Raw genomic sequence first — 18799 nt, forward strand, 5'->3', positions numbered from 1 at the left:
CCGCCGGTAAACCGACGCGCGGATCCTCTAATCCAGCGCTCGCTCGAACACCTCCCGGTTGGCCGTCGTGAAGGCGTGCTCACGCCTCGACCAGGTGATGCGGTCGGCTCGGTGCTGGTCTGACACCTCTACGGCCGCCTCGGTCCAGAACCGGGCGTTGCGGGTCTGCTGTTCCAGCGTGGCGTCGACAACCGCGTGCCGCTGCGGTCCGAGGAGACCGTAGGCGTCTACGAGGATTCGGACCTGCTCGGCCTGCCGGTCGGCGTCGTCGTACTTCGAGGCGATGCACCAGGTCCAGGCGGCGTACCCGATGTCTTCCAAGCGGCTCCCGGGCTCGGCCGTGTCGAAGTCGATGAGGGCCGCGGGGATGTCATCGCGGAAGACGACGTTGGTCGGGCTGGGATCGTGGTGGCAGACCACGTCGTGGTGGGCGGCGAGCGGGGTTCCATGGGTGGCGTCGTGGAAGGCTCGGAGTAGTACGCCGACCGCTGCCACCTGGTTGTCGGCCCAGCGCTGGAACTTCGCCGGGACCCACCCGTCGAGGTAGGTGAGGATGTCTCGGCTCTCGTCGTCCCGACCCAGGTAGCGCGGCGCTGCTTCGAAGCCTCGCCGATGCAGCAGTTGCAGCACGTCGCGCGTGAAGGCAGATTTCTTGGAGGTCGGGCGGCGCACCGTGTCGCCGACCCGGACGACGCCTTGGGTGATGCGGCCGCCGGTCAGAGGGTGTTCGATCACGCCATCGTGGGGCGGGCTTGGGCGAAGGTCCAGTGGTGGCCTTCGAGGTCCTCGGCTTCGTAGCTGGTGTAGCCGTAGTGGTGGATCTCGGTGAGGATCTTGGCGCCGCCCGCCTGGGCTTGGGCGAAGTGGGCAGCGAGGTCGTCGACGTACACCCAGACGTTGTGGTCGGTCGTGGTGGGGCGTGGGTCGGTGCGCTTGACGAGGAGTACGGCGGCTGAGCCGACGTTGAGCTCGATCCACGAAGGGTTCTCGCCTTCGGCGGGGATGGCGTCCCAGGAGTCGAGGCCGAAGACGGTGTGCAGCCAGCGGGCCGCGGCGGGCGGATCGTCGTACGACAAGGCGATCGTGAGGCGGTCGAGCTCGCGCGGGGTGCGCGGCGCGGTGGAGCGGCGGGCGACCCAGGCCGGGATCCACCGGATCACGCGCGGCCAGAAGTAGAACGCCTTGCCGTCGTCGCGGACCAGGGCCTGTACGACGGTGACGCGCGTACCGCCGTCGACGGCGGCGAAGTCGATCCGGGTCTCGGTGTCGTCGACCGAACTGCGGTAGCCGAGCCGGGCGCCGGGCTCCCACTCGGTGATCGTCGCGAGCTCGAGGGCGTCGTCACCGGAGTACACCTCGAGGACCCGGCCGCCGACGCCGGGCTCGATCCGCATCGCGGTCACCCGGCCGGAGTCCCAGAAGTTGATCGGGTTCCGCACCCACCACAGGTCGATCTCCTCGGTGAACACCTGGAACGCGGTGGCTGGATCGGAGGCGACCTCGACGGATGCCGTGGCGGATCGTTCGGTCATGACGACTCCTTCTGCTCGACGTGCCGTTTGAACGAGCCCAGCTGCTCGCGCCAGTGCGCCTGCACCTGGTCGAGCCAGGCCTGCACCGCGACCACGGGCTCGGGGTTGAGCCGGAAGACCCGGACCCGGGCGTCGTCCGGGACCCGCTCGTCGGCGACCAGCCCGGCCGCCAGCAGGATCCGCAGATGCCGGCTCATCGCCGGTGACGACGCTCCAGTCGCGGCCGCCAGTTGCCCGGCACGCCGCGGCCCTTCACCCAGCAGCTTCACCACCTGCCGCCGGGTCGGATCAGCCAGCACCTCGAAGAACCGATCCACCTGATCTTCCACCATGCGGCAATAGTTCTACATCTCGTTAACTATTGTCAATCCCCGCAAGAACCGGCTCGCCGGAAATCCCCGAAGCACGCCTCCCTCCGCACGCCCGCAGTTCGGAGGTTGACCCATGAACTGGTGGGTTGCTCCGTCAGATTCTGAGGAGGCAACCCACCACCTGAGGGGTCAACCCCGAATGCGGAGGATGCCGGCTGAGCGAGGGCGGTGGGCCGCGGGCGGGGCGGGGGCGGTGGGCCGCGGGCGGGGTGGCAGCGGGGCGGGGCGGAGGTGGCTAGCGGACCGTTAGCGTTGCTGTTGATTGGTGGCTCAGGGATCCGCTGGTCGCGGTGACCTTGAGGGTGAAAGTGCCCCGGGTCGTGCTGGATGTCGTCTTCACCTTCAGCGTGGCCGTTCCCGCAGCGGCGACCGGATTGCCGGTCCAGGTCGCCGACGCGTTCGCGGGCAGCCCCGACGCCTTCAGACTGACCGAGCCCGCAAACCCACTGATCGACGACACATTGACCGTGTACGTCGCGGTCTGCCCCCGCGTGACCGTCACCGACGACGGACTCATCGTCACGGCGAAGTCCGGCCTGTTGACGATCAGCTTCACCGTCACCGAATGACTGAGTGCACCGCTGGAGCTCGACACCGTCAGCGTGTAGGTACCGGCGGGTGCCGTCGCCACGGTGCTGACAGCGAGTTGCGCCGTACCGTTGCCATGCACAACAGCCGGACTGACCGCCACCGTGCCCACGGTGGCCGGCAAACCGGCGACGGACAGCGTCACATCTCCGGCAAAGCCGTTGGCCGGGCTGACAGACACCGTGTACGCCGTAGCCGCGCCGGCGTTCACCGTCCGCGTGCCCGGAGTCGCAAGCAGACTGTAGTCCGGAGGCGGTACGACGGTCAGCGACGCCGACGCGCTATGGCTGAGAACCCCGCTAGTACCAGTGACGACGAGCCCAGTGGTCCCCAGAGCCGAAGGCGCGACCACTGTGAGCGCAGCAGTGCCGACACCTCCCACTACAACCGGCGGATTGAAGCTCCCGGCCAGACCGCTGAGTGAGAGCGCAACATCGCCTGTGAATCCACCACTGCTGGTGACAGTCACGGCGTACGTCGCAGTCCCACCCGGCAGGACGCTGACCGCTGCCGGCGTGACGGTCACACTGAAGTCCGGCGTACTACGCAACCAGTTGTACGACGCCAACACATCGAGTCGGCCGGCGCCGTAGTCGTTGTCGGCACCCGCAGGCCCCAGATCGACCGCACCGGCCTGCAGTGCTGCCTGTTGACCATCAGCCGATAGCCCGGGGGACGCCTGGAGGAGCAGAGCCAACGCGCCGGCGACATGCGGCGCGGCCAGTGAGGTCCCCGACACGTCCAGATAGCCGCCGTACAGGTCGGTCGTGCGGATGTCCGTGCCGGGCGCAACCAGTTGTGGATAGGTCCCCTGGGTACACGCGGATGGCCCGCGGCTGCTGTAGGGATCGACCAGTCCGTCGCCGTCGACCGAGCCGACCGCGAGCGCCTCCGGATTGTTCGCCGGGCTGGCCGACGTCCCCGCCGTCGGCCCGTAGTTGCCGGCAGCAAAGACCGGCAGGATGCCGGCGGTGCGGAGATTGCGCAGGTCCGGCTGGAACTCGAGGCTGCAGCTGCCCGCGGTCATCGTCCACGAGTTGTCGACCACGTTCGGCGCGTCCGCGGTCGCCGGGTTCCCGTCGGGGTCGAGCAGCCACTGATAGCCGAGATGGATGGCGGTCGACGTAGCCTGGCCGCGGTCGTTGAAGATCTTCACCGCGATCCACCGGGCGTCCGGCGCGACCCCGATCGACGAACCGCCGCCGTCGCCCCCGACCATCACCCCCATCGTCTGCGTACCGTGGCCGGCCAGGTCGATCGGCGTGGCCGGATGCTGGCCGTTCGGGTCGTACCAGCTGTTGCCGCCACCACGCCAGCGTGCCGCCAGCTCGGGGTGGCTGATGTCGACGCCGGTGTCCATCGACGCCACGACCATGCCCTGACCGCGGTAGCCGAGATCCCACAACGCCGGTGCGTTCACCTGCGCCACGTTCGGCTCAGCAGCCATCGCAACGGCGGCGGGCGGCGCCTGGATCGTCGTACTCGGCCGCACCTCGCGGACATCCGGCCGTCCCGCCAGCTCCGCCGCCACACTGGACCGGACCCGCGCGCCGATCGCGTTGGTGATCCAAAGTGGGACGATTGACGTCACCCGGCCCTGCTTGCGCCGTACGGCGAGAAGGTCACGGGCACCGCGCTGCGTCGCGTCGGCGTGATCCCGCAACGCCTTCTCCAGTTGACGAATCCGCTCCCGCCGATCCGGAGTCACGACCGTGGGAGCCATCTGCGACTTCATCACCACGATGACGTCGACGAACGGGTCCGCAGCCGGGACGGCCAGGGACTGTCCGGACAGCGCGAGTGACGCAACCAGTCCGACCGCAAAAGACCTCATCGTGAACCTCCCGGACCTCGAACCAGCCACCAGGCACAAACCACGACCCCGAGTTCCAGCAGGAGCAACGCCGCCCCATCGACGTACGGCGCCAGACTCCGCCCGGGCGCCGATCGCACAGCCGGCGCCGACACCTGCCAGTCGATCGGTACGGCATAGTCACGATCTGCTCGGCGCAGTACGGCGACCATTGGTACGGGACCCGCCGAGCCGGCCCGGTACGTGGCGAAGTAGCGAGTGGGGGTCAACTGCTGCAGGACGACGGTCTGGTCACCGATGCGCAGGTCAACACCGTCGAGCGGCGCCGGTGCGGGTCGACGAGTGCTGTCGGCGAGAACTGTCAGCCAGTTCACTCCCGGCTGGTTCGGTGTCGCCGAGACCGTGACGACGAGATCCGCCACGAGACCGCTCCGCGTCACCGCGGGTGCGACCTCGGACGGCGTACTCACAACCGGCGCCTGCCCGACCAGCGCTGCGACTGCGACCAGCAGCACCGCGCCGACAGCTCCTTCGAGAGCGATCGTCTTGCGCGGCACCGATCGCCGACGCAGCCGCCAGGCGTTGAGCAACCCCAGCACGCCCATCGCAGCGAGCAGCCCGGTCTTCAGCAGCAGCAAGCGTCCGTACGGCGCGGCGACGAGGCTCTGAGGGGTGGCCACCTCGACGCCGGCGCCGTACAGCCCTGACACCACGACAAGCAGAACGCTGCCGGCTGCCAAGACGGAGAAGGGCCCTCGGCAGCTCTTCACCAGTTCCCCTCGCGGTCCGCGCCAGAAGAGGACGAGCAGCGCAGGCACCGCCCCCAGCCAGAGCAGTCCGGCGAAGGCGTGGACCGCATCGGCTACAAGCGCGAAGAGTCGCCCCGACGGCAGCGCCGCCGCATGACTGCCGAGAGCCTCGAGCCACATGAGTACGCCGAGCGGCACCAAGAGAACCGCTGACACGACGCGCCCAGCCAGCACGAGCCCCACCAGCACGCACAGCGCGGCCAGCGTGAACAGCCGGAGACCCGAGTGATGTATGCCCATAGCAACGACTGCGGATACGAGCGAGGCGATCAGCAGTCGGCGGCGTGCGGCCAGAGCGATCGGATCAGACGGCGCACGAAGGACGAACACCACCAGCGCGAGCGGTCCGACCACGCCCGCGAGTGCCAGCAGCCAGATCCACCGTTGCACCAGCCCACCCGAGCCGCCGGAGGTAGTTGTCGGCAACAACGTTCCGGAGTGGCCGATCGAGAAGGTGACGGTCCCACTGCTGGTGTGGCCGTCGCGGGCGGACACGGCTTCCCACAGCAACCCGTAGGAACCATCGGCGAGGCTCGGCAGTTCCACTGCGATCGCCCGTGGATCGCCGGATCCTCGCACCAGTTGGGTTCCCGGCACGGTGTCACCGCGGTCGTTGACAAGTCGCGCCGTACTACGGGATGCCGCGATGTCCCCGCTGAACCAGAGCTGGGCCAGACCAGGGGACTCCGCGAGCACGGCACCGTCGGCCGGGTCCGCCCGGACCAGTTCGGTGTGGGCAGCCGCGACCGCCGGCAGCGCGCAGAGCAGGAGCACGCCGGCGAGCAGCAGCAGACAGCGGCGCCACACGGGCTCCCCCTCCCTGCCGGCGCTGTGTGTTTGATCCTGGGACACCCCGGCCGACAGCCTTGACGATAGGAACCGGATCGGAAGCAGGACGCGCTTCATGACAGGACGGTCACTTCATGACCGGATCGTCATCCGCCCAGCACGCCCAGATGACCGCCGGATGACCCGCGGATGACAGAGCGGTCATGCAGCCCACGGGATCCGCCGGACGGCCGGATGATCACCCACAGATGTCCAGGCACCAGGCGGTGGCCTACCCAGGTCATGCCGCCGGGAGGGTGGTTCCGATGTCTGCTTCGACCAACCGTCACGGTCGCTCGTTCCGGATGGTGCGCCGTACCCGGGCGGTGGTGGCCCGGGTCGCGGTGCTCGGCCTGATCGCCGCCAGTCTCTCCGGGCTGGCGCTGAGCAGGTCCGCGCCCAAGGCGCAAGCGGCTGCCGCCTGTCCCGCGGCCGGTTGCTCGGTCACCATCGACGCGCGCGACTTCCCGACCGGGACGCCGCTGGCGAACTTCAACTACATCATCAACCTGGACAACACCAAGCTGCCGAGCGACCCGAAGGCGCTGAACACCGAGAGCAACAGCCCGATCGTCCGTGAGGGCGACCAGACCCGCAATACGGTCACCCTGCCGGCCGGACGGTACCTGATCTCGGTCCGCGCGCTCGACCACAAGATGTGGGGCAAGTACATCAACCTGCCCGCCGACGCCGCCGCGAACGGCACTCTGACCGCCCGCGTCGACCTGACCGTCCAGAGCGACGCGCACCCGCTGCCACTGGGGAAGATCCGCGTCTTCGTGTTCGAGGACAACGCCTGGACCAACGGCGCGCCCGACACCGAGGAAGGCGGCCTGAGCGGCTTCCAGGTCGGCCTCGAGGAGCAGACGCACAGTGCGGTCACCGTCGACTACAACAACCAGCCGCTGTGCGGCGGGCTGTGCCTGACCAACGGCGACGGCTTCAACCTGATCGACAACCTCGGTCCCGCGACGTACTTCATCGACGTTCATCCGCCGGACCGGCCGTGCAACAGCGACCCGAACAGCCGCTGGTACCAGACCACCACGATCGACGGCGGCCTGCAGCTGCAGGCGCCGACCGAAGAGGGTGCCGACGGCACCGGTGCGCCCGGCGAGCAGTTGTGGGAGCCGCCAACGGCCCGGACCGCCTACTGGTTCGGCTTCGTCTGCGCACCGCAGCCGTTCGCGGCAGCGGGCACCGGCGAGATCACCGGTACGGCGCGCAACTGGCAAGGCTGGCCTCCGTTCGACCAGCTGACGCTCGGCGAGCCGGTCGCGAACCCGTTCGTCGCCCTGAGCGACAGCACCACCGACCGGACCGTGTTCATCGGCCAGGGTGACGGCGACGGCAACTTCGACATCCAGAACGTCCCGGCCGGCAGCTACAACCTGGCCATCTGGGACGAGCAACTGAGCTACATCATGCGGATTCTCCCGGTCACTGTCGCCGCCGGTGGGACGGTCGCCGTCGAGGATCCGGATCCGGTCCGACCGGACGAGCACGGTGTCGGGGTGTCCCGGTGGTTCGGCTGGCTGGACGGTCATGTCTACAAGGACCTGAACAGCAACCAGATCAGGGATCCCGGTGAACCCGGCATCGCGAACACCGACATGGACCAGCGCTGGCGCGACGGCTCGATCAAGGAAGGCACCTTCACCGATCCGACGGGCTACTACCAGTACCCGACCGCCGAGGGCGGGGCGCTCGGCCGTTGGATCGTCAACGAGCAGGGCTTCGCCCGCTTCGGGGTCAGCGGTGCTGCCCAGCACGACGAGTACGACCCGAGCATCGTGACCCCCATCCCGACCGACCTCGGTGGCGCACTGCTCACCAATCAACTGCTGACCGAGGGTCACCGTTCCACCGTCGACTGGGGCAAGACCGACTACCCGGCCGGTACGCCGGGCCAGATCGTCGGCATCACGTACTTCTCGACCACCCGGAACGAGTTCGACGCCCGCTTCCAGGCCCACGAGGACTACGAGCCGGCCATCCCCGACGTCACCGTCTACCTGGAGACGCTCGGCGCGGACGGACTTCCGAACACGGCCGACGACGTGGTCGTGAACAAGTACGTGACCGACCACTGGGTCCAGCCCAGCGGCACACCGCCGACCAGTCCCGCGACGTACGCACCGGGCTGTGCGGTCCGTGACGCGACCGGCGCGGACATCAGTTCCCAGCTGAACCCGGCCATCGGGCCGAACTGCCTCGAGGTCCCGATCACCGGTGCGCAGACCAAGGACGGCGCGTTCGACGGCGGCTACGCGTTCGCGGACTACTGCCCGAACGGCTACGACCTGACCGCCGACGACGGCTCCTGCACCGGCAGCACGCAGCCGACGGCACTGGTCGCCGGCACCTACATCACGCACGTCGTGATGCCGACCGACACCACCGACGACCGGCTGTGCAACCCGGCGGGTGCTTCGCAGCGCGTCAGCCACGCCAAGGGATCGCTTCCCGGCGACGGCAGCGGCTGCCTCTACCGCCCGGTCCGCGAGGAGGACGTGAACGTTGACCTGGGCAACAAGTTCACCCCGGCCATCCCACCGCCGCCGTGCACCGGCGACGACCACGTGATCGACAAGTCCACGCTGACCCCGCGCAGCAACTACTTCAACGTCCCCGACGCCCACGCACCGTTGTGCGACAAGCGGCTCGTCGTCCTGCAGAACAGCCAGAACGCCAACGCCGACTTCAACCTGATGACCAACTTCCGCACCGACCCCAACGGCGAGGACCCGGCCGACACCCGCACCGGTGACGTCGCCGAGCCCGGCCGGCTGGTCGGCCAGGTCTTCAACGACATCTACTTCGAGCGCGACCCGAACTCGCCGTGGTACGGCGAACCCCGCCCGATCGGCAATATCCCGGTCGGCATCTACGCCCGCGTCGACACCGCCGGACCCGGCGGCAATGTCAACGCGCCGTACGACGCGAACAACTGGCGGCTCCTCACCACGGTGAAGACCAGCCCGGACGGCTCCTTCGAGGCCCTGGTCCCGTCGACCGAGACGCTGAACTGCCCGATTCCGCAAGGTCCGTGCCCCGGCATGTACCTGATCAAGGTCGACGACCCCGGCTCCAAGACGGCGCCGAACCCGACCTACAACCCGAACTTGCTCACGGCAACGACTCCGGCCGACGCCTGGCCGGGTCTGACCACCCAGCTCGACCTCCCGCTGGACCCGATCTCCGGCACCGGCTGTGAGGACCCCGCCGTCCCGGCGCGGCCCGAGCTGCTGCAGGTCGACAACCCGGTCCGGACGGCCGGACAGCTGATGACGATCCAGGCCGACTTCATCGGTGCGCAGGGCACCGTCACCGGCGCCACCGGCGTCCGCGCGACCCTGACCGACGACCGCACCGGATCGACGTTCACGCTGACCCGGGCCAACGGCGGCATCGTCAGCTGGACTCCCGGTACGTCGGGGACCACCGGCGTACCCGATCGGGTGCAGATCCGGATCCCGGCCTTCAGTGCGCTCTTCACACCAGGCCCGAAGCAGCTGACCCTGATCACCTCGAACGCCAACGGCGGTGTGCCGACCGTGAACGGCCTGACCGTGCACGTCACCGGCTCCTCCGGCGGGATCAACTACAACCCGAACGTCGTGCCTGTCGCCGCCCCGACGCTCACCGGTCACCAACTCCAGGCCGCGATCGACGCCGCACCGGCGCGCAGCCTGCTGGTGCTGCAACCCGGCACCTACAACGAGAACGTGCTGGTCTGGAAGCCGCTGAAGATCCAGGGCGTCGGCCCGGGTGGCATCATCGGCGCGCACGAGTTCCAGGCCCGTGACCCGGAGGACCCGCGGTTCCACGTCCTCGGCTCGGTCATCGACGGCCGCTACTTCCAGCAGAACGCGACCGCGTACGACGCCACCATCACGGCGAACGCTCCGTACGTCGACACGGCCCATCCCGTACTGCGGGGTGCTGACGTCACCGTGGTCGCCAAGACGGCGACGGCGTACGACCTGACCGGTACGACGACCGCCGTCAACCAGACCGCGTTCAACCGGTCCCGGGTCGACGGAGTCGCCCTGATGACCGGCGGATCCGGTGAAGGCGCCGGCGGCATCCAGCTGCAGGCCTCGATCAACAACGAGCGACTCACCAACAACGTGCTCGAGAACAACGCCGGCGTTGTCGTCGGTGGCATCGGGATCGGGCAGCCGTACGACCACGCCAGCCACAACTTCGACGTCAAGGTCGCGAACAACCGGCTGCTCGGCAACGGCGGCCTGACCCAGGCCGGTGGTCTCGGCATCTTCTACGGCTCGAACAACTACGAGGTGACCGGCAACATCGTCTGCTCGAACTTCAGCGTCAACTACGGCGCCGGCATCTCCCACATCGGGCTGAGCCCGAACGGGAACATTCACGAGAACCAGATCTACTACAACGACTCGGTCGATTCCGGCGCGGGCGTCGCGATCGAGTCCGAGCTGCCGGTCGGCGGCGGATCACTCGGTGACGGCACCGGCCAGGTGTCGCTGGACAAGAACCTGATCCAGAGCAACTACTCCGGTGACGACGGCGGCGGCGTGTTCGTGCTCGACGCGCTCAACGGCGTGATCAACATCCGCGACAACCAGATCGTCGACAACGGGTCGGCGGACATCGGCGGCGCGATGATGCTGGACGACTCGTCCAACGTGCGGATCATCAACAACACCGTCGCGAACAACGTGGCCACGGCGTCGTCGGAGAACTCGGCGATCGGCGAACCGCACTCGGCCGGCCTCGCCTCCGAAGGCAATGATCCGCTGTGGCAGACCGATGCCCGCTACGTCGCTCAGTACCCGAACGCGGCGACCCGGCCGGACTTCTCCCGCCCGGTGGCCCAGTTCAACGACATCTTCTGGAACAACAACGCGTTCACCCTGACCGGCTTCGGCCCGGGCGCCACGCTGGTGAACCAGGGGTTCATCGACTTCGAGGTGCACGGGACGACGAACAACGCCGACACGTTCATCCCGCGGTACTCCGACCTCACCAACGGCCAGATCCTCGGACCGAACGGCCTACAGCACGCAGTGCCCGCCGGGCAGGGCAACATCATCGGTTCCAACCCGGCGTTCGTCACTCCGTTCACGCTGGAGCTGACGGTGTCCGGATCCCGGCTGGATCCGCAGACCGCTGCGGTCACCATCACCGGCGCCGATCCGCCGGTCGGGCTGACCGGGGACTACCACCTGATGCAGACGAGTCCGGTGGTGGATCGCGGGGTCCGCTGCTCCAACACGGCGTCGCCGGCGCCGGCCACCGCGCTCAACCCGTGTTCAGCGGGCGCCGTGCAGGCTCCGAGCGGGATGCCGTCGCTCGGCGCGGGGCAGTTGGGCGACTACGACAGCCAGTACCGTCCGCTGCTGCGCACGATCCGGGTCCGCACTCCGTGGGACCTCGGCGCGGACGAGCTGCTGCCCGGCATTCCGGTGCCGTTGCCATGAGCACCTATCAGCCTCGGCAGGAGGACGCGATGGACTCGCACCCGACCGGCGTCGGACGCCGGGACTTCCTGAAGGCCACCGGCTTGGGTGCCCTCGGCGCCCTCGCCGTCGGCGGGATCGGCGCCGGAGTGATCCGCGGCACCGGCGCCGCCGCGGCGGCCACGACCACGCTGGCGCTGGCCGCCACGGACGGCTACGTCAGCGTGCCGGGCCGGGCGGGCGACCCGCTGTACATCTTCGGGTTCATCCCGGTCAGCCCGACGGCCACGGTCGACCAGCTCGTCACGCAGTACAAGGGCCATGCCCAGACCAGCGCGCCGACCATCGACGTCAAGCAGAACGACGACGTCAAGATCACCCTGACCAACCTGGGCCTGGTCCAGCGGCCGGATCTGACCGACTCGCACACCGTGCACTGGCACGGCTTCGACGTACCGTCGCCGCTGAACGACGGCGTCCCCGAGGTCTCGGTCGCGGTGCCGATCGGCAAGCAACTGACGTACTTCTATCGCCCGCACCGCGAGGGCACGTACATGTACCACTGCCACTTCGAGGATGTCGAGCACGTGCAGATGGGAATGACCGGCATCGTCTTCGTCCGCCCGCTGCAGGATGGTACGACGATCGCCGGGTTCTCCCGGTTCGCATACAACGACGGGGACGGTTCGACCGGCTACCACCGGCATTTCGCGATCCTGCTGAACGAGTACTGGAAGAACTTCCACGACGGCGACCGGGACATCCAGGAGTCGATCGCGACCGACTACGAGCCGCAGTGGTTCGTCCTGAACGGACGGTGTTATCCGCAGACCACGCTGCCGAACGACGATCCCTCGTTGCCGGCGACGCTGCGGATCGCCACGCCGAACCCGAACTACGACGACGCGCTCGACTACAGCCTGCCGAACTCCGCCCTCGTCCAGGTCAACCCCGGCGACCGCGTCCTGCTCCGGCTGGCGAACCTGGGCTATCAGCAGCATGCGATGCAACTGCCCGGGATCCCGATGCACGTGATCGGGCAGGACGCGTCGTTACTGCGCAACGGCAGCACGGACACGTCGTACTGGACCAACACGCTGTACATCGGGCCCGGTGAGGCGCGGGACGTGCTGTTCGACGCACCGACGTACTCCGCGCTCAAGCCGTCCGGCGCCGACGGGCGCGGCAGCTACAACGTCTACTACTTCAAGAACCGGGACTGGCGCAGGTTGTCCAGCCTCGGCGCACCCGGCCCGAGCGGAATGATGACCGAGGTACGGGTGTACCAGACCCCGTTGCCCGCGCAGACCGTCGTGAGCCAGACCTATGTCTGAGCAGGAGGCGACGATGACACGCAGCACCTTGCCACGGATCCGCCGGTCACTGGCCGGTGTGGCCCTCGCCGCCGGCCTGCTCGTCCCGGCCGCGGCCCTGACCGCCGGCGCCCAGCCGGAGGCCGTCCCCCCGATCGGCATGATCTGTACGCCGGGCACGGTGACCGGCACCACCAGGACCTTCGACCTGGTCGCGTCCGCGGGCACCATCGACACCCCGGACGGCAACAGCGTCTTCATGTGGAGCTACTCGCCGGCCGGTGGGCACTTCCAGAGCCCCGGCCCGGTGCTGTGCGCGACCCAGGGCCAGACCGTGGTCGTGAATCTGCACAACAACTTGCCTGAGGCAACGTCCATCATCTTCCCGGCCCAGGACGGCACGGTCACAGCAAGCGCCGGCAGCCCCGGCCTGCTGACCACCGAGGTGGCCCCGGGCGGCGACATCAGCTACTCGTTCACGGCCGGCCAACCCGGCACCTACCTGTACGAGAGCGGATCGGACGTCGCCAAGCAGGTCGAGATGGGCCTGGCCGGCGCACTGGTCGTACGGCCGACGCTCGGTGACGACTTCGCGTACAGCAACGCCGGTACCCAGTTCGCGCCCGGCCGTGAGTACGTGCTGCTGCTCAGCGACATCGACCCCGATCTGCACCACGCGGTCGAGGTCGGCGGCACGTACGACGTGAACACGTTGCGGAACCGGTACTTCGCGATCAACGGCCGCGAGTTCCCCGACACGATCCAGGACAACGGCTCGGCCCTGCTGCCGAACCAGCCGTACGGCGCGCTGGTCCGGCTGCAGCCGAACACCGCCACGGACAACCGGCCCGCGCTGATCCGGATGATCAACGTCGGCGCGGTCAACCACCCGTTCCACCCGCACGGCAACCACACCCGGCAGATCGCCCAGGACGGCCGGCTGGTCGCGTCCACCGAGCACTTCGGCGAGACCATCGGCTCCGGGCAGACCGAGGACTTCCTGCTCCGCTGGGACGACGCGGACAACTGGAATCCCACTACGAACCCGCTACCGGTGGCGCAACCGAACTACCGCAATCTGTTCTTCAAGGACGGCAACACCTGGTACAGCGGATCGCCGTACCTCGGCTACAAGGGCACGCTCCCGGTCGGCACCACCTCGCAGAACGCCTGCGGTGAGTGGTACTTCCCCCTGCACAGCCACGCGCTGAACGAGTTCACCAACTTCGACCAGGGGTTCGGCGGCATGGGCACGCTGCTGCGTGTCGACCCGGCGGGCGGCTGCTTCGGGTCACCGACCTCGTCCTCGTTGATCGGTGGCACGCTGAAGTCCGGCTCGGTCGCCGCACTCGGGCAATCCGACGACGTCTACTACCAGCTCAACCCCAAGACGACCACCCGGCCGACCGCGACCACCGCGGGACAGTCGTCCGTCACAGTCGCCTCGGCCGCCGGTTTCCCCTCGACCGGCCAGTACTACGTACGGATCGACAACGAGATCCTGCTGGTCACCGGCGGCCAGGGCACGACCACCTGGACAGTCAGCCGTGGTCAACTCGGAACCGCCGCCGCGAGTCACCTGAGCGGCGCGGTAGTGACCGCCCTCGCGACCGACTGGTACGCCGCGTTCGGCGGCGTACCGGCCGGAAGCACGAACCTCAAGGTGATCTACGAGGGCCGCAACTGCGGCGTCACGACCCTGACGACCTGTCCGGCGGTCACCACCAACCTGCCGCAGCAGACCGTCAAGATCTGCAACTGGACGATCGCGGGCGCGACGGGCTGCAGCACTGCCACGTCCGCCGGTTGGACGACGCTCCCCGCACCGCCGACGCAGCCACAGGCGGTCGGCTCTACGGACGTCAGCTCCACGTGGACGCTGCCAGGACCGGCGAGCGCCTACATCGGCACGGGTTCGTACGCGGGCCAGCTCCGGGTGCTCGTCCACACCCAGCGGTACACGGCCCCCGCCCCGACGACGTTCTCGACCTGGGGCGACCTGATGAAGATCGTGTACGACGCGCCATGACCGGGCACGAGTGGCAAAGGAGAGCGGCGATGCGTACATCCGTCCACCGCGGGGCCCGGGTCCTGCTGGTGTTCGTGCTGGCCGTGTTCGGCCTGACCTGTGTGGGTGGCGCGGCCTCGGCGGCGACGGTCGCGATCGAGCTGTGCGCCGTACCCGGGACTGCTCCGCTGCCCGGCGGCGGCACGGTTCCGATCTGGGGCTTCGGTACGCCGACGACCCCCGGCAACTGCGCGACGGCATCCGCGACCCTGCCCGGGCCGCGGCTCGAGGTGACCCAGGGCGACCTGGTCACGATCACGGTCCGGAACGCCTTGCCCGCCGGACATGTGGTGTCGTTCGAGATCCCCGGGGTGACGTTCAACCCCGGACCGACCGATGCGGCCCCCGGGACCGCGGTCAGCCGGACCTTCACGGCCCAGCCGGGCACCTACCTGTACCAGAGCGGCGGCGACGCCGGCCGGCAGGAGGCGATGGGGTTGTCCGGTGCATTGCTGGTGCGCACGACCACTGCCAACCAGGCCTACGCTTCCGCGACTACGGCGTACGACGTGGAGGCCGTGCTGGTCCTCATGGCGGTCGATCCAGCGTTCAACGCCGCACCGGAGACCTTCGACCTCCAGAACTTCAGAGCGACGTATTGGCTTGTCAACGGGAACGCGTATCCGGCGGTTCCGGCGATCACGGCCGCCGCGGGTCAACGGGTGCTGCTGCGCTACCTCAACGCCGGCTACGACAACACCTCGATGACACTGCTCGGCGCACACCAGCAGGTCGTCGCCCGCGACGCGAGGTTGCTGACGAACCCGTTCAGCGCCAGCACGGAGACGATCCCGGCAGGCGCCACCGAGGACACCGTGGTGGTCGTGCCCGCGGGGAGTCCGCCCAGCAGCCACGGCTTCCCACTGTTCAACCGCCAACTCCACCTGACCAGCGGACCTCAAACCAGTACGTCGCCGACACCGCTGACCGGTGGCGGCATGCTGGTCTTCATCCAGCCATGAGCCGCAAACCCAAGATTCTCGGCGTCCTGACCGGAATCGCTCTGGTCGCCGGTGCACTGACAGGCTGGTTGCTCTACAGCGTCCGGAGCGACCAGTCCGCGGCTACACCGGCACCGGTCGCACAGATCGCCTGGGGGCGTACGCCGGTGGACGCGGACGGTCTCGCCCAACGCAGCGGCGTACGCATCACTCGCGTGGCCGTGACCGGGGGCGGCGGCCTGCTCGACCTGAGGTTCCAGGTGCTGGACCCCAATCGGGCGAACAGCCTGCACGACGCCGCGACGCCACCGGCGGTGATCGACGAGGACACCGGACTCGTGGTGCGCGACCTGCTGATGAGCCACGCGCACACAGGCAAGTACACCGCGGGCGAGACCTACTACCTCGTGTTCGAGAACCCGGGCAACTGGATCCGCCGGGGCGCCAACGTCACGGTGCTGCTGGGCCAGGCGCAGGTGGCACACGTCGTCGTCCGTTGAGCATCACCCGGTGCGCGGGATGCTCAGGACGAAGCGGGCGCCACCGTCGGGACTGGCCATGGCCAGCAACGTGCCGCCGTGGGCCTCCGCGACCGCACGCGCCATTGGCAGGCCCAGACCGCTGCCCATCGGCGCGTGCTCCGGCCGGCGGTGCCAGAACCGGTCGAACACGAACGACAGGTCGTCGGGCTTGATCCCCGGCCCCGAGTCGTCGACGGTGATCGCGGCGTGCTCGGGAAACGACGTACAGCCGAGCCGGATCGTGTCACCGGACGCGGTGAAATGTACAGCGTTCTCCACCAACGCATCGAGTGCGAGCTCCAGCCAGTCCGGATCGACGCGGAGCAGTCCGGTCGGCCGGCACTCGACGAGCCAGGTCCGGTCGGGGTTCGCGGTCCAGTTCTGGCCGATCTCGCCGACGAGCGTGGTCACGTCGGTCGGCCTGAGGTCCAATTCCTCGCCGGCGTCCAGGCGCGCCAGTGCGAGCAAGCGGTTCGACAATGCGGACATCCGGTCCAGTTGCCGAAGCGCTACCTCGACGTGCGGTCTGGCCACATCGGTCGACGGCACTGTGCCGGCCAGTTCGAGGTGACCGCGGGCGATCGTGATCGGGGTCCGGATCGCGTGCGAGGTGTCCCGGAGGAATCCGCGCTCCCGGTCCAGGCTGGCGCGGCGCTGGTCGGCCATGTGCTCCACCTGCCGCAGCGCCGCGATCCGCCGGCGGGCGTGCCACACCATCGCGACGAACAGCGCCGGCATCAGCGGCACCTCGGCGAGCTCAGCGTGGTCGATGACGCCGTCCAGCACCCGGTCGGCGAGAACCCAGCCGGTCGCCCCGGTCACGACCAGCGCCACCAGCAGGGTCGGCCACAGTGGCCAAACCCGGAACCCGTACACGATGGTGAGGCTGAGGAAGAGGAAGTGGTACGGAATCGTCTCCTCACCAGGCATGCGGATCATCAGCACGAGCATGGCCAGCATGAAGGCAGCCAGGAGGCAGTCGGTGGTCAGCCCGTTGCTCAGCCGGGCGCGGCGTGCGGTGGGGCCGGTCAGCACTCCGGCCGCGGCGTCACGCTGTTTGTAGCTGATAGCCGACATTGCGCACCGTCCGGATCACGTCGTTGCGGAGCTTGGAGCGGAGCCGGGCGATACACACGTCGACCAGGTTGGTCGCCGGGTCGAAGTCGTAGCCCCAGACCTCGGACAGCAGCTCCTGCCGGGAGCACACGGTGTCGGGGTTGCGCATCAAGTGCTGCAGCAGCAGGAACTCCCGCTGCGGCAGTTCGGCGGAGCGCTCACCGACCTGCAGCCGCCGGGTCCGGGTGTCGAGCACGATCTCGCCGACCCGCAGGACCTCCGGCAGCCAGGCCGCGCCGGCCGCGGCCGGCGACAGCAGCCGCGACCGCACCCGGGCAAGCAGTTCCCGGACCACGAACGGCTTGGCCAGGAAGTCGACCGCGCCCTGTTCGAGGCAGGTGACCCGGACCTGCCGGTCCTCCGTTGCGGACAGCACCAGGATCCGGGTGGACCGGTCGTGCGTCAGCAAGGCGGTCAGTACCGCCTGACCATCGAGTCCGGGCATCAACAGGTCCAGGATCACCAGGTCGGGCTTGGCGGTCAGAGCGAGCCGGAGGCCTTCCGTCCCGTCCGTGGCCGTGATCACGTGGAAGCCTTCGGCTTCCAGCGCGCTGCGGACGAAGCCCAGCAGATCGGGTTCGTCGTCGACAACGAGAATCCTGGTCATCGAACCCCCTCTAGGCCGTACGGCCTCCCCGGGCACGGCCTTCCGGCTGCTGCACCCCACAGCTCCGGCCCGGGACCCCCACCGATCCGTGTCCGTTGTCATTGTCTGACTGCCGCGGACCGGACGGAAGAGGTCAGCGCCTTCCGGCGGCGGCTTGGTGAAAGTGCGGTTCGCCCCCGGAACAGACTTGACTACACGATCGTGTAGTAGTTTGCTCTTGTGTGTAGCGAGAGGAGCTGATGATGGATCGACCGGTCGACGACCTGACCGCGCGGGCGCGGATCCGGGACGCGGCGATCAGGCTGTTCGGCGAGCGCGGCATCGAGGGCGCGTCGATCCGCGACATCGCCGCCGAGGCCGGCGTTTCGTCCGGGCTGGTCAGGCACCACTTCGGTTCCAAGGAGGCCTTGCGGGACGCCTGCGACGAGTACGCGCGGGAGCGGATGACCGAGATCGGTGCGGAGCTCACCGATCAGGACGGAGTGGCCGGCCTCGACCCGGCGGCGCTGCACCCGCGCGTCTTCCCGCTGCAGCTCTACCTGGTCCGCTCGATGATGGACGGCTCGGAGACTGCGACCGCACTGTTCCTCGACGCCGTCGACGCGGTCGAGCAGTGGAGCACCAGCTACGGCATCGAGCCCAGCGACCGGCGGGCCTACGCGGCCGCGCTGGCCGCGATCAAGCTCAGCGTCTTCGTGTTCCGCGACCAGGTCTCGAAGGCGCTGGGCGAGGACATCACCTCACCGGCGGGGTATGCCCGGATCGGCCAGGGGCTGATGGAGGTCTTCACCATCCCGCTGGTCACGCCGGAACAGGCAGAACAACTACGCAAACGCTCTGAGGAGAAGTGA

General features: G+C 68.7%; 13 protein-coding genes. 6 read left to right on the top strand and 7 right to left on the bottom strand.

Annotated elements, in window-relative coordinates; all coding sequences use genetic code 11:
• Positions 1–27 precede the first annotated feature (27 nt).
• The 5 genes from ACXC9Q_RS23610 to ACXC9Q_RS23630 form a co-directional block, all read right to left on the bottom strand.
• On the bottom strand, positions 28–735 hold the full coding sequence (locus ACXC9Q_RS23610; protein WP_457058818.1) for an aminoglycoside phosphotransferase family protein: 708 nt from the start codon (positions 733–735) through the stop codon (positions 28–30).
• Positions 732–1532 carry a VOC family protein gene (locus ACXC9Q_RS23615; protein ID WP_457058819.1) on the bottom strand — a complete coding sequence of 267 codons (801 nt, stop codon included), beginning with the start codon at positions 1530–1532 and terminating at the stop codon, positions 732–734. The genes ACXC9Q_RS23610 and ACXC9Q_RS23615 overlap by 4 nt, the downstream gene beginning before the upstream one ends.
• Complete coding sequence (locus ACXC9Q_RS23620) at positions 1529–1864, bottom strand: ArsR/SmtB family transcription factor (protein ID WP_457058820.1); 336 nt, start codon at positions 1862–1864, stop codon at positions 1529–1531. Before ACXC9Q_RS23620 ends, ACXC9Q_RS23615 begins: the two co-directional genes overlap by 4 nt.
• Positions 1865–2138: 274 nt before the next feature.
• Positions 2139–4325 (bottom strand): S8 family serine peptidase, encoded by a 2187-nt coding sequence (locus ACXC9Q_RS23625; protein ID WP_457058821.1) that lies wholly within the window; start codon positions 4323–4325, stop codon positions 2139–2141.
• Complete coding sequence (locus ACXC9Q_RS23630) at positions 4322–5920, bottom strand: copper resistance CopC/CopD family protein (RefSeq protein ID WP_457058822.1); 1599 nt, start codon at positions 5918–5920, stop codon at positions 4322–4324. The genes ACXC9Q_RS23625 and ACXC9Q_RS23630 overlap by 4 nt, the downstream gene beginning before the upstream one ends.
• 287 nt (positions 5921–6207) lie before the next feature.
• Here ACXC9Q_RS23630 and ACXC9Q_RS23635 point away from each other — a divergent pair, with 287 nt between their 5' ends.
• The 5 genes from ACXC9Q_RS23635 to ACXC9Q_RS23655 are packed head-to-tail and all read left to right on the top strand — an operon-like array spanning position 6208 to position 16204.
• Complete coding sequence (locus ACXC9Q_RS23635; RefSeq protein ID WP_457058823.1) at positions 6208–11403, top strand: hypothetical protein; 5196 nt, start codon at positions 6208–6210, stop codon at positions 11401–11403.
• The gene (locus ACXC9Q_RS23640) at positions 11400–12716 is read left to right on the top strand and encodes a multicopper oxidase domain-containing protein (protein ID WP_457058824.1); all 1317 of its coding nucleotides are present in this window, start codon (positions 11400–11402) and stop codon (positions 12714–12716) included. The genes ACXC9Q_RS23635 and ACXC9Q_RS23640 overlap by 4 nt, the downstream gene beginning before the upstream one ends.
• A 13-nt stretch (positions 12717–12729) precedes the next feature.
• Positions 12730–14724: a multicopper oxidase domain-containing protein gene (locus ACXC9Q_RS23645; RefSeq protein ID WP_457058825.1), complete on the top strand. Its 1995-nt coding sequence runs from the start codon at positions 12730–12732 to the stop codon at positions 14722–14724.
• 29 nt (positions 14725–14753) lie between these two features.
• Positions 14754–15725, top strand: coding sequence for a multicopper oxidase domain-containing protein (locus ACXC9Q_RS23650; RefSeq protein WP_457058826.1), 972 nt, complete (start codon positions 14754–14756; stop codon positions 15723–15725).
• On the top strand, positions 15722–16204 hold the full coding sequence (locus tag ACXC9Q_RS23655) for a hypothetical protein (RefSeq protein ID WP_457058827.1): 483 nt from the start codon (positions 15722–15724) through the stop codon (positions 16202–16204). The genes ACXC9Q_RS23650 and ACXC9Q_RS23655 overlap by 4 nt, the downstream gene beginning before the upstream one ends.
• Positions 16205–16207: 3 nt before the next feature.
• On the opposite strand, the gene ACXC9Q_RS23660 is transcribed toward ACXC9Q_RS23655, so the two are convergent.
• Positions 16208–17302: a sensor histidine kinase gene (locus ACXC9Q_RS23660; RefSeq protein WP_457058828.1), complete on the bottom strand. Its 1095-nt coding sequence runs from the start codon at positions 17300–17302 to the stop codon at positions 16208–16210.
• Entirely contained in the window at positions 17274–17948 is a 675-nt protein-coding gene (locus tag ACXC9Q_RS23665; RefSeq protein ID WP_457058829.1) for a response regulator transcription factor, read from the bottom strand. Before ACXC9Q_RS23665 ends, ACXC9Q_RS23660 begins: the two co-directional genes overlap by 29 nt.
• A 242-nt stretch (positions 17949–18190) precedes the next feature.
• Here ACXC9Q_RS23665 and ACXC9Q_RS23670 point away from each other — a divergent pair, with 242 nt between their 5' ends.
• Positions 18191–18799 carry a TetR/AcrR family transcriptional regulator gene (locus ACXC9Q_RS23670; RefSeq protein ID WP_457058830.1) on the top strand — a complete coding sequence of 203 codons (609 nt, stop codon included), beginning with the start codon at positions 18191–18193 and terminating at the stop codon, positions 18797–18799.

Source organism: Kribbella sp. CWNU-51 (assembly GCF_054073265.1).

Bases quoted from the DNA above. Each gene is read 5' to 3' on its own strand.
- ACXC9Q_RS23615 (WP_457058819.1), bottom strand. From the start codon at position 1,532: ATGACCGAACGATCCGCCACGGCATCCGTCGAGGTCGCCTCCGATCCA.
- ACXC9Q_RS23620 (WP_457058820.1), bottom strand. From the start codon at position 1,864: ATGGTGGAAGATCAGGTGGATCGGTTCTTCGAGGTGCTGGCTGATCCG.
- ACXC9Q_RS23625 (WP_457058821.1), bottom strand. From the start codon at position 4,325: ATGAGGTCTTTTGCGGTCGGACTGGTTGCGTCACTCGCGCTGTCCGGA.
- ACXC9Q_RS23635 (WP_457058823.1), top strand. From the start codon at position 6,208: ATGTCTGCTTCGACCAACCGTCACGGTCGCTCGTTCCGGATGGTGCGC.
- ACXC9Q_RS23640 (WP_457058824.1), top strand. From the start codon at position 11,400: ATGAGCACCTATCAGCCTCGGCAGGAGGACGCGATGGACTCGCACCCG.
- ACXC9Q_RS23645 (WP_457058825.1), top strand. From the start codon at position 12,730: ATGACACGCAGCACCTTGCCACGGATCCGCCGGTCACTGGCCGGTGTG.
- ACXC9Q_RS23650 (WP_457058826.1), top strand. From the start codon at position 14,754: ATGCGTACATCCGTCCACCGCGGGGCCCGGGTCCTGCTGGTGTTCGTG.
- ACXC9Q_RS23655 (WP_457058827.1), top strand. From the start codon at position 15,722: ATGAGCCGCAAACCCAAGATTCTCGGCGTCCTGACCGGAATCGCTCTG.
- ACXC9Q_RS23660 (WP_457058828.1), bottom strand. From the start codon at position 17,302: ATGTCGGCTATCAGCTACAAACAGCGTGACGCCGCGGCCGGAGTGCTG.
- ACXC9Q_RS23665 (WP_457058829.1), bottom strand. From the start codon at position 17,948: ATGACCAGGATTCTCGTTGTCGACGACGAACCCGATCTGCTGGGCTTC.
- ACXC9Q_RS23670 (WP_457058830.1), top strand. From the start codon at position 18,191: ATGGATCGACCGGTCGACGACCTGACCGCGCGGGCGCGGATCCGGGAC.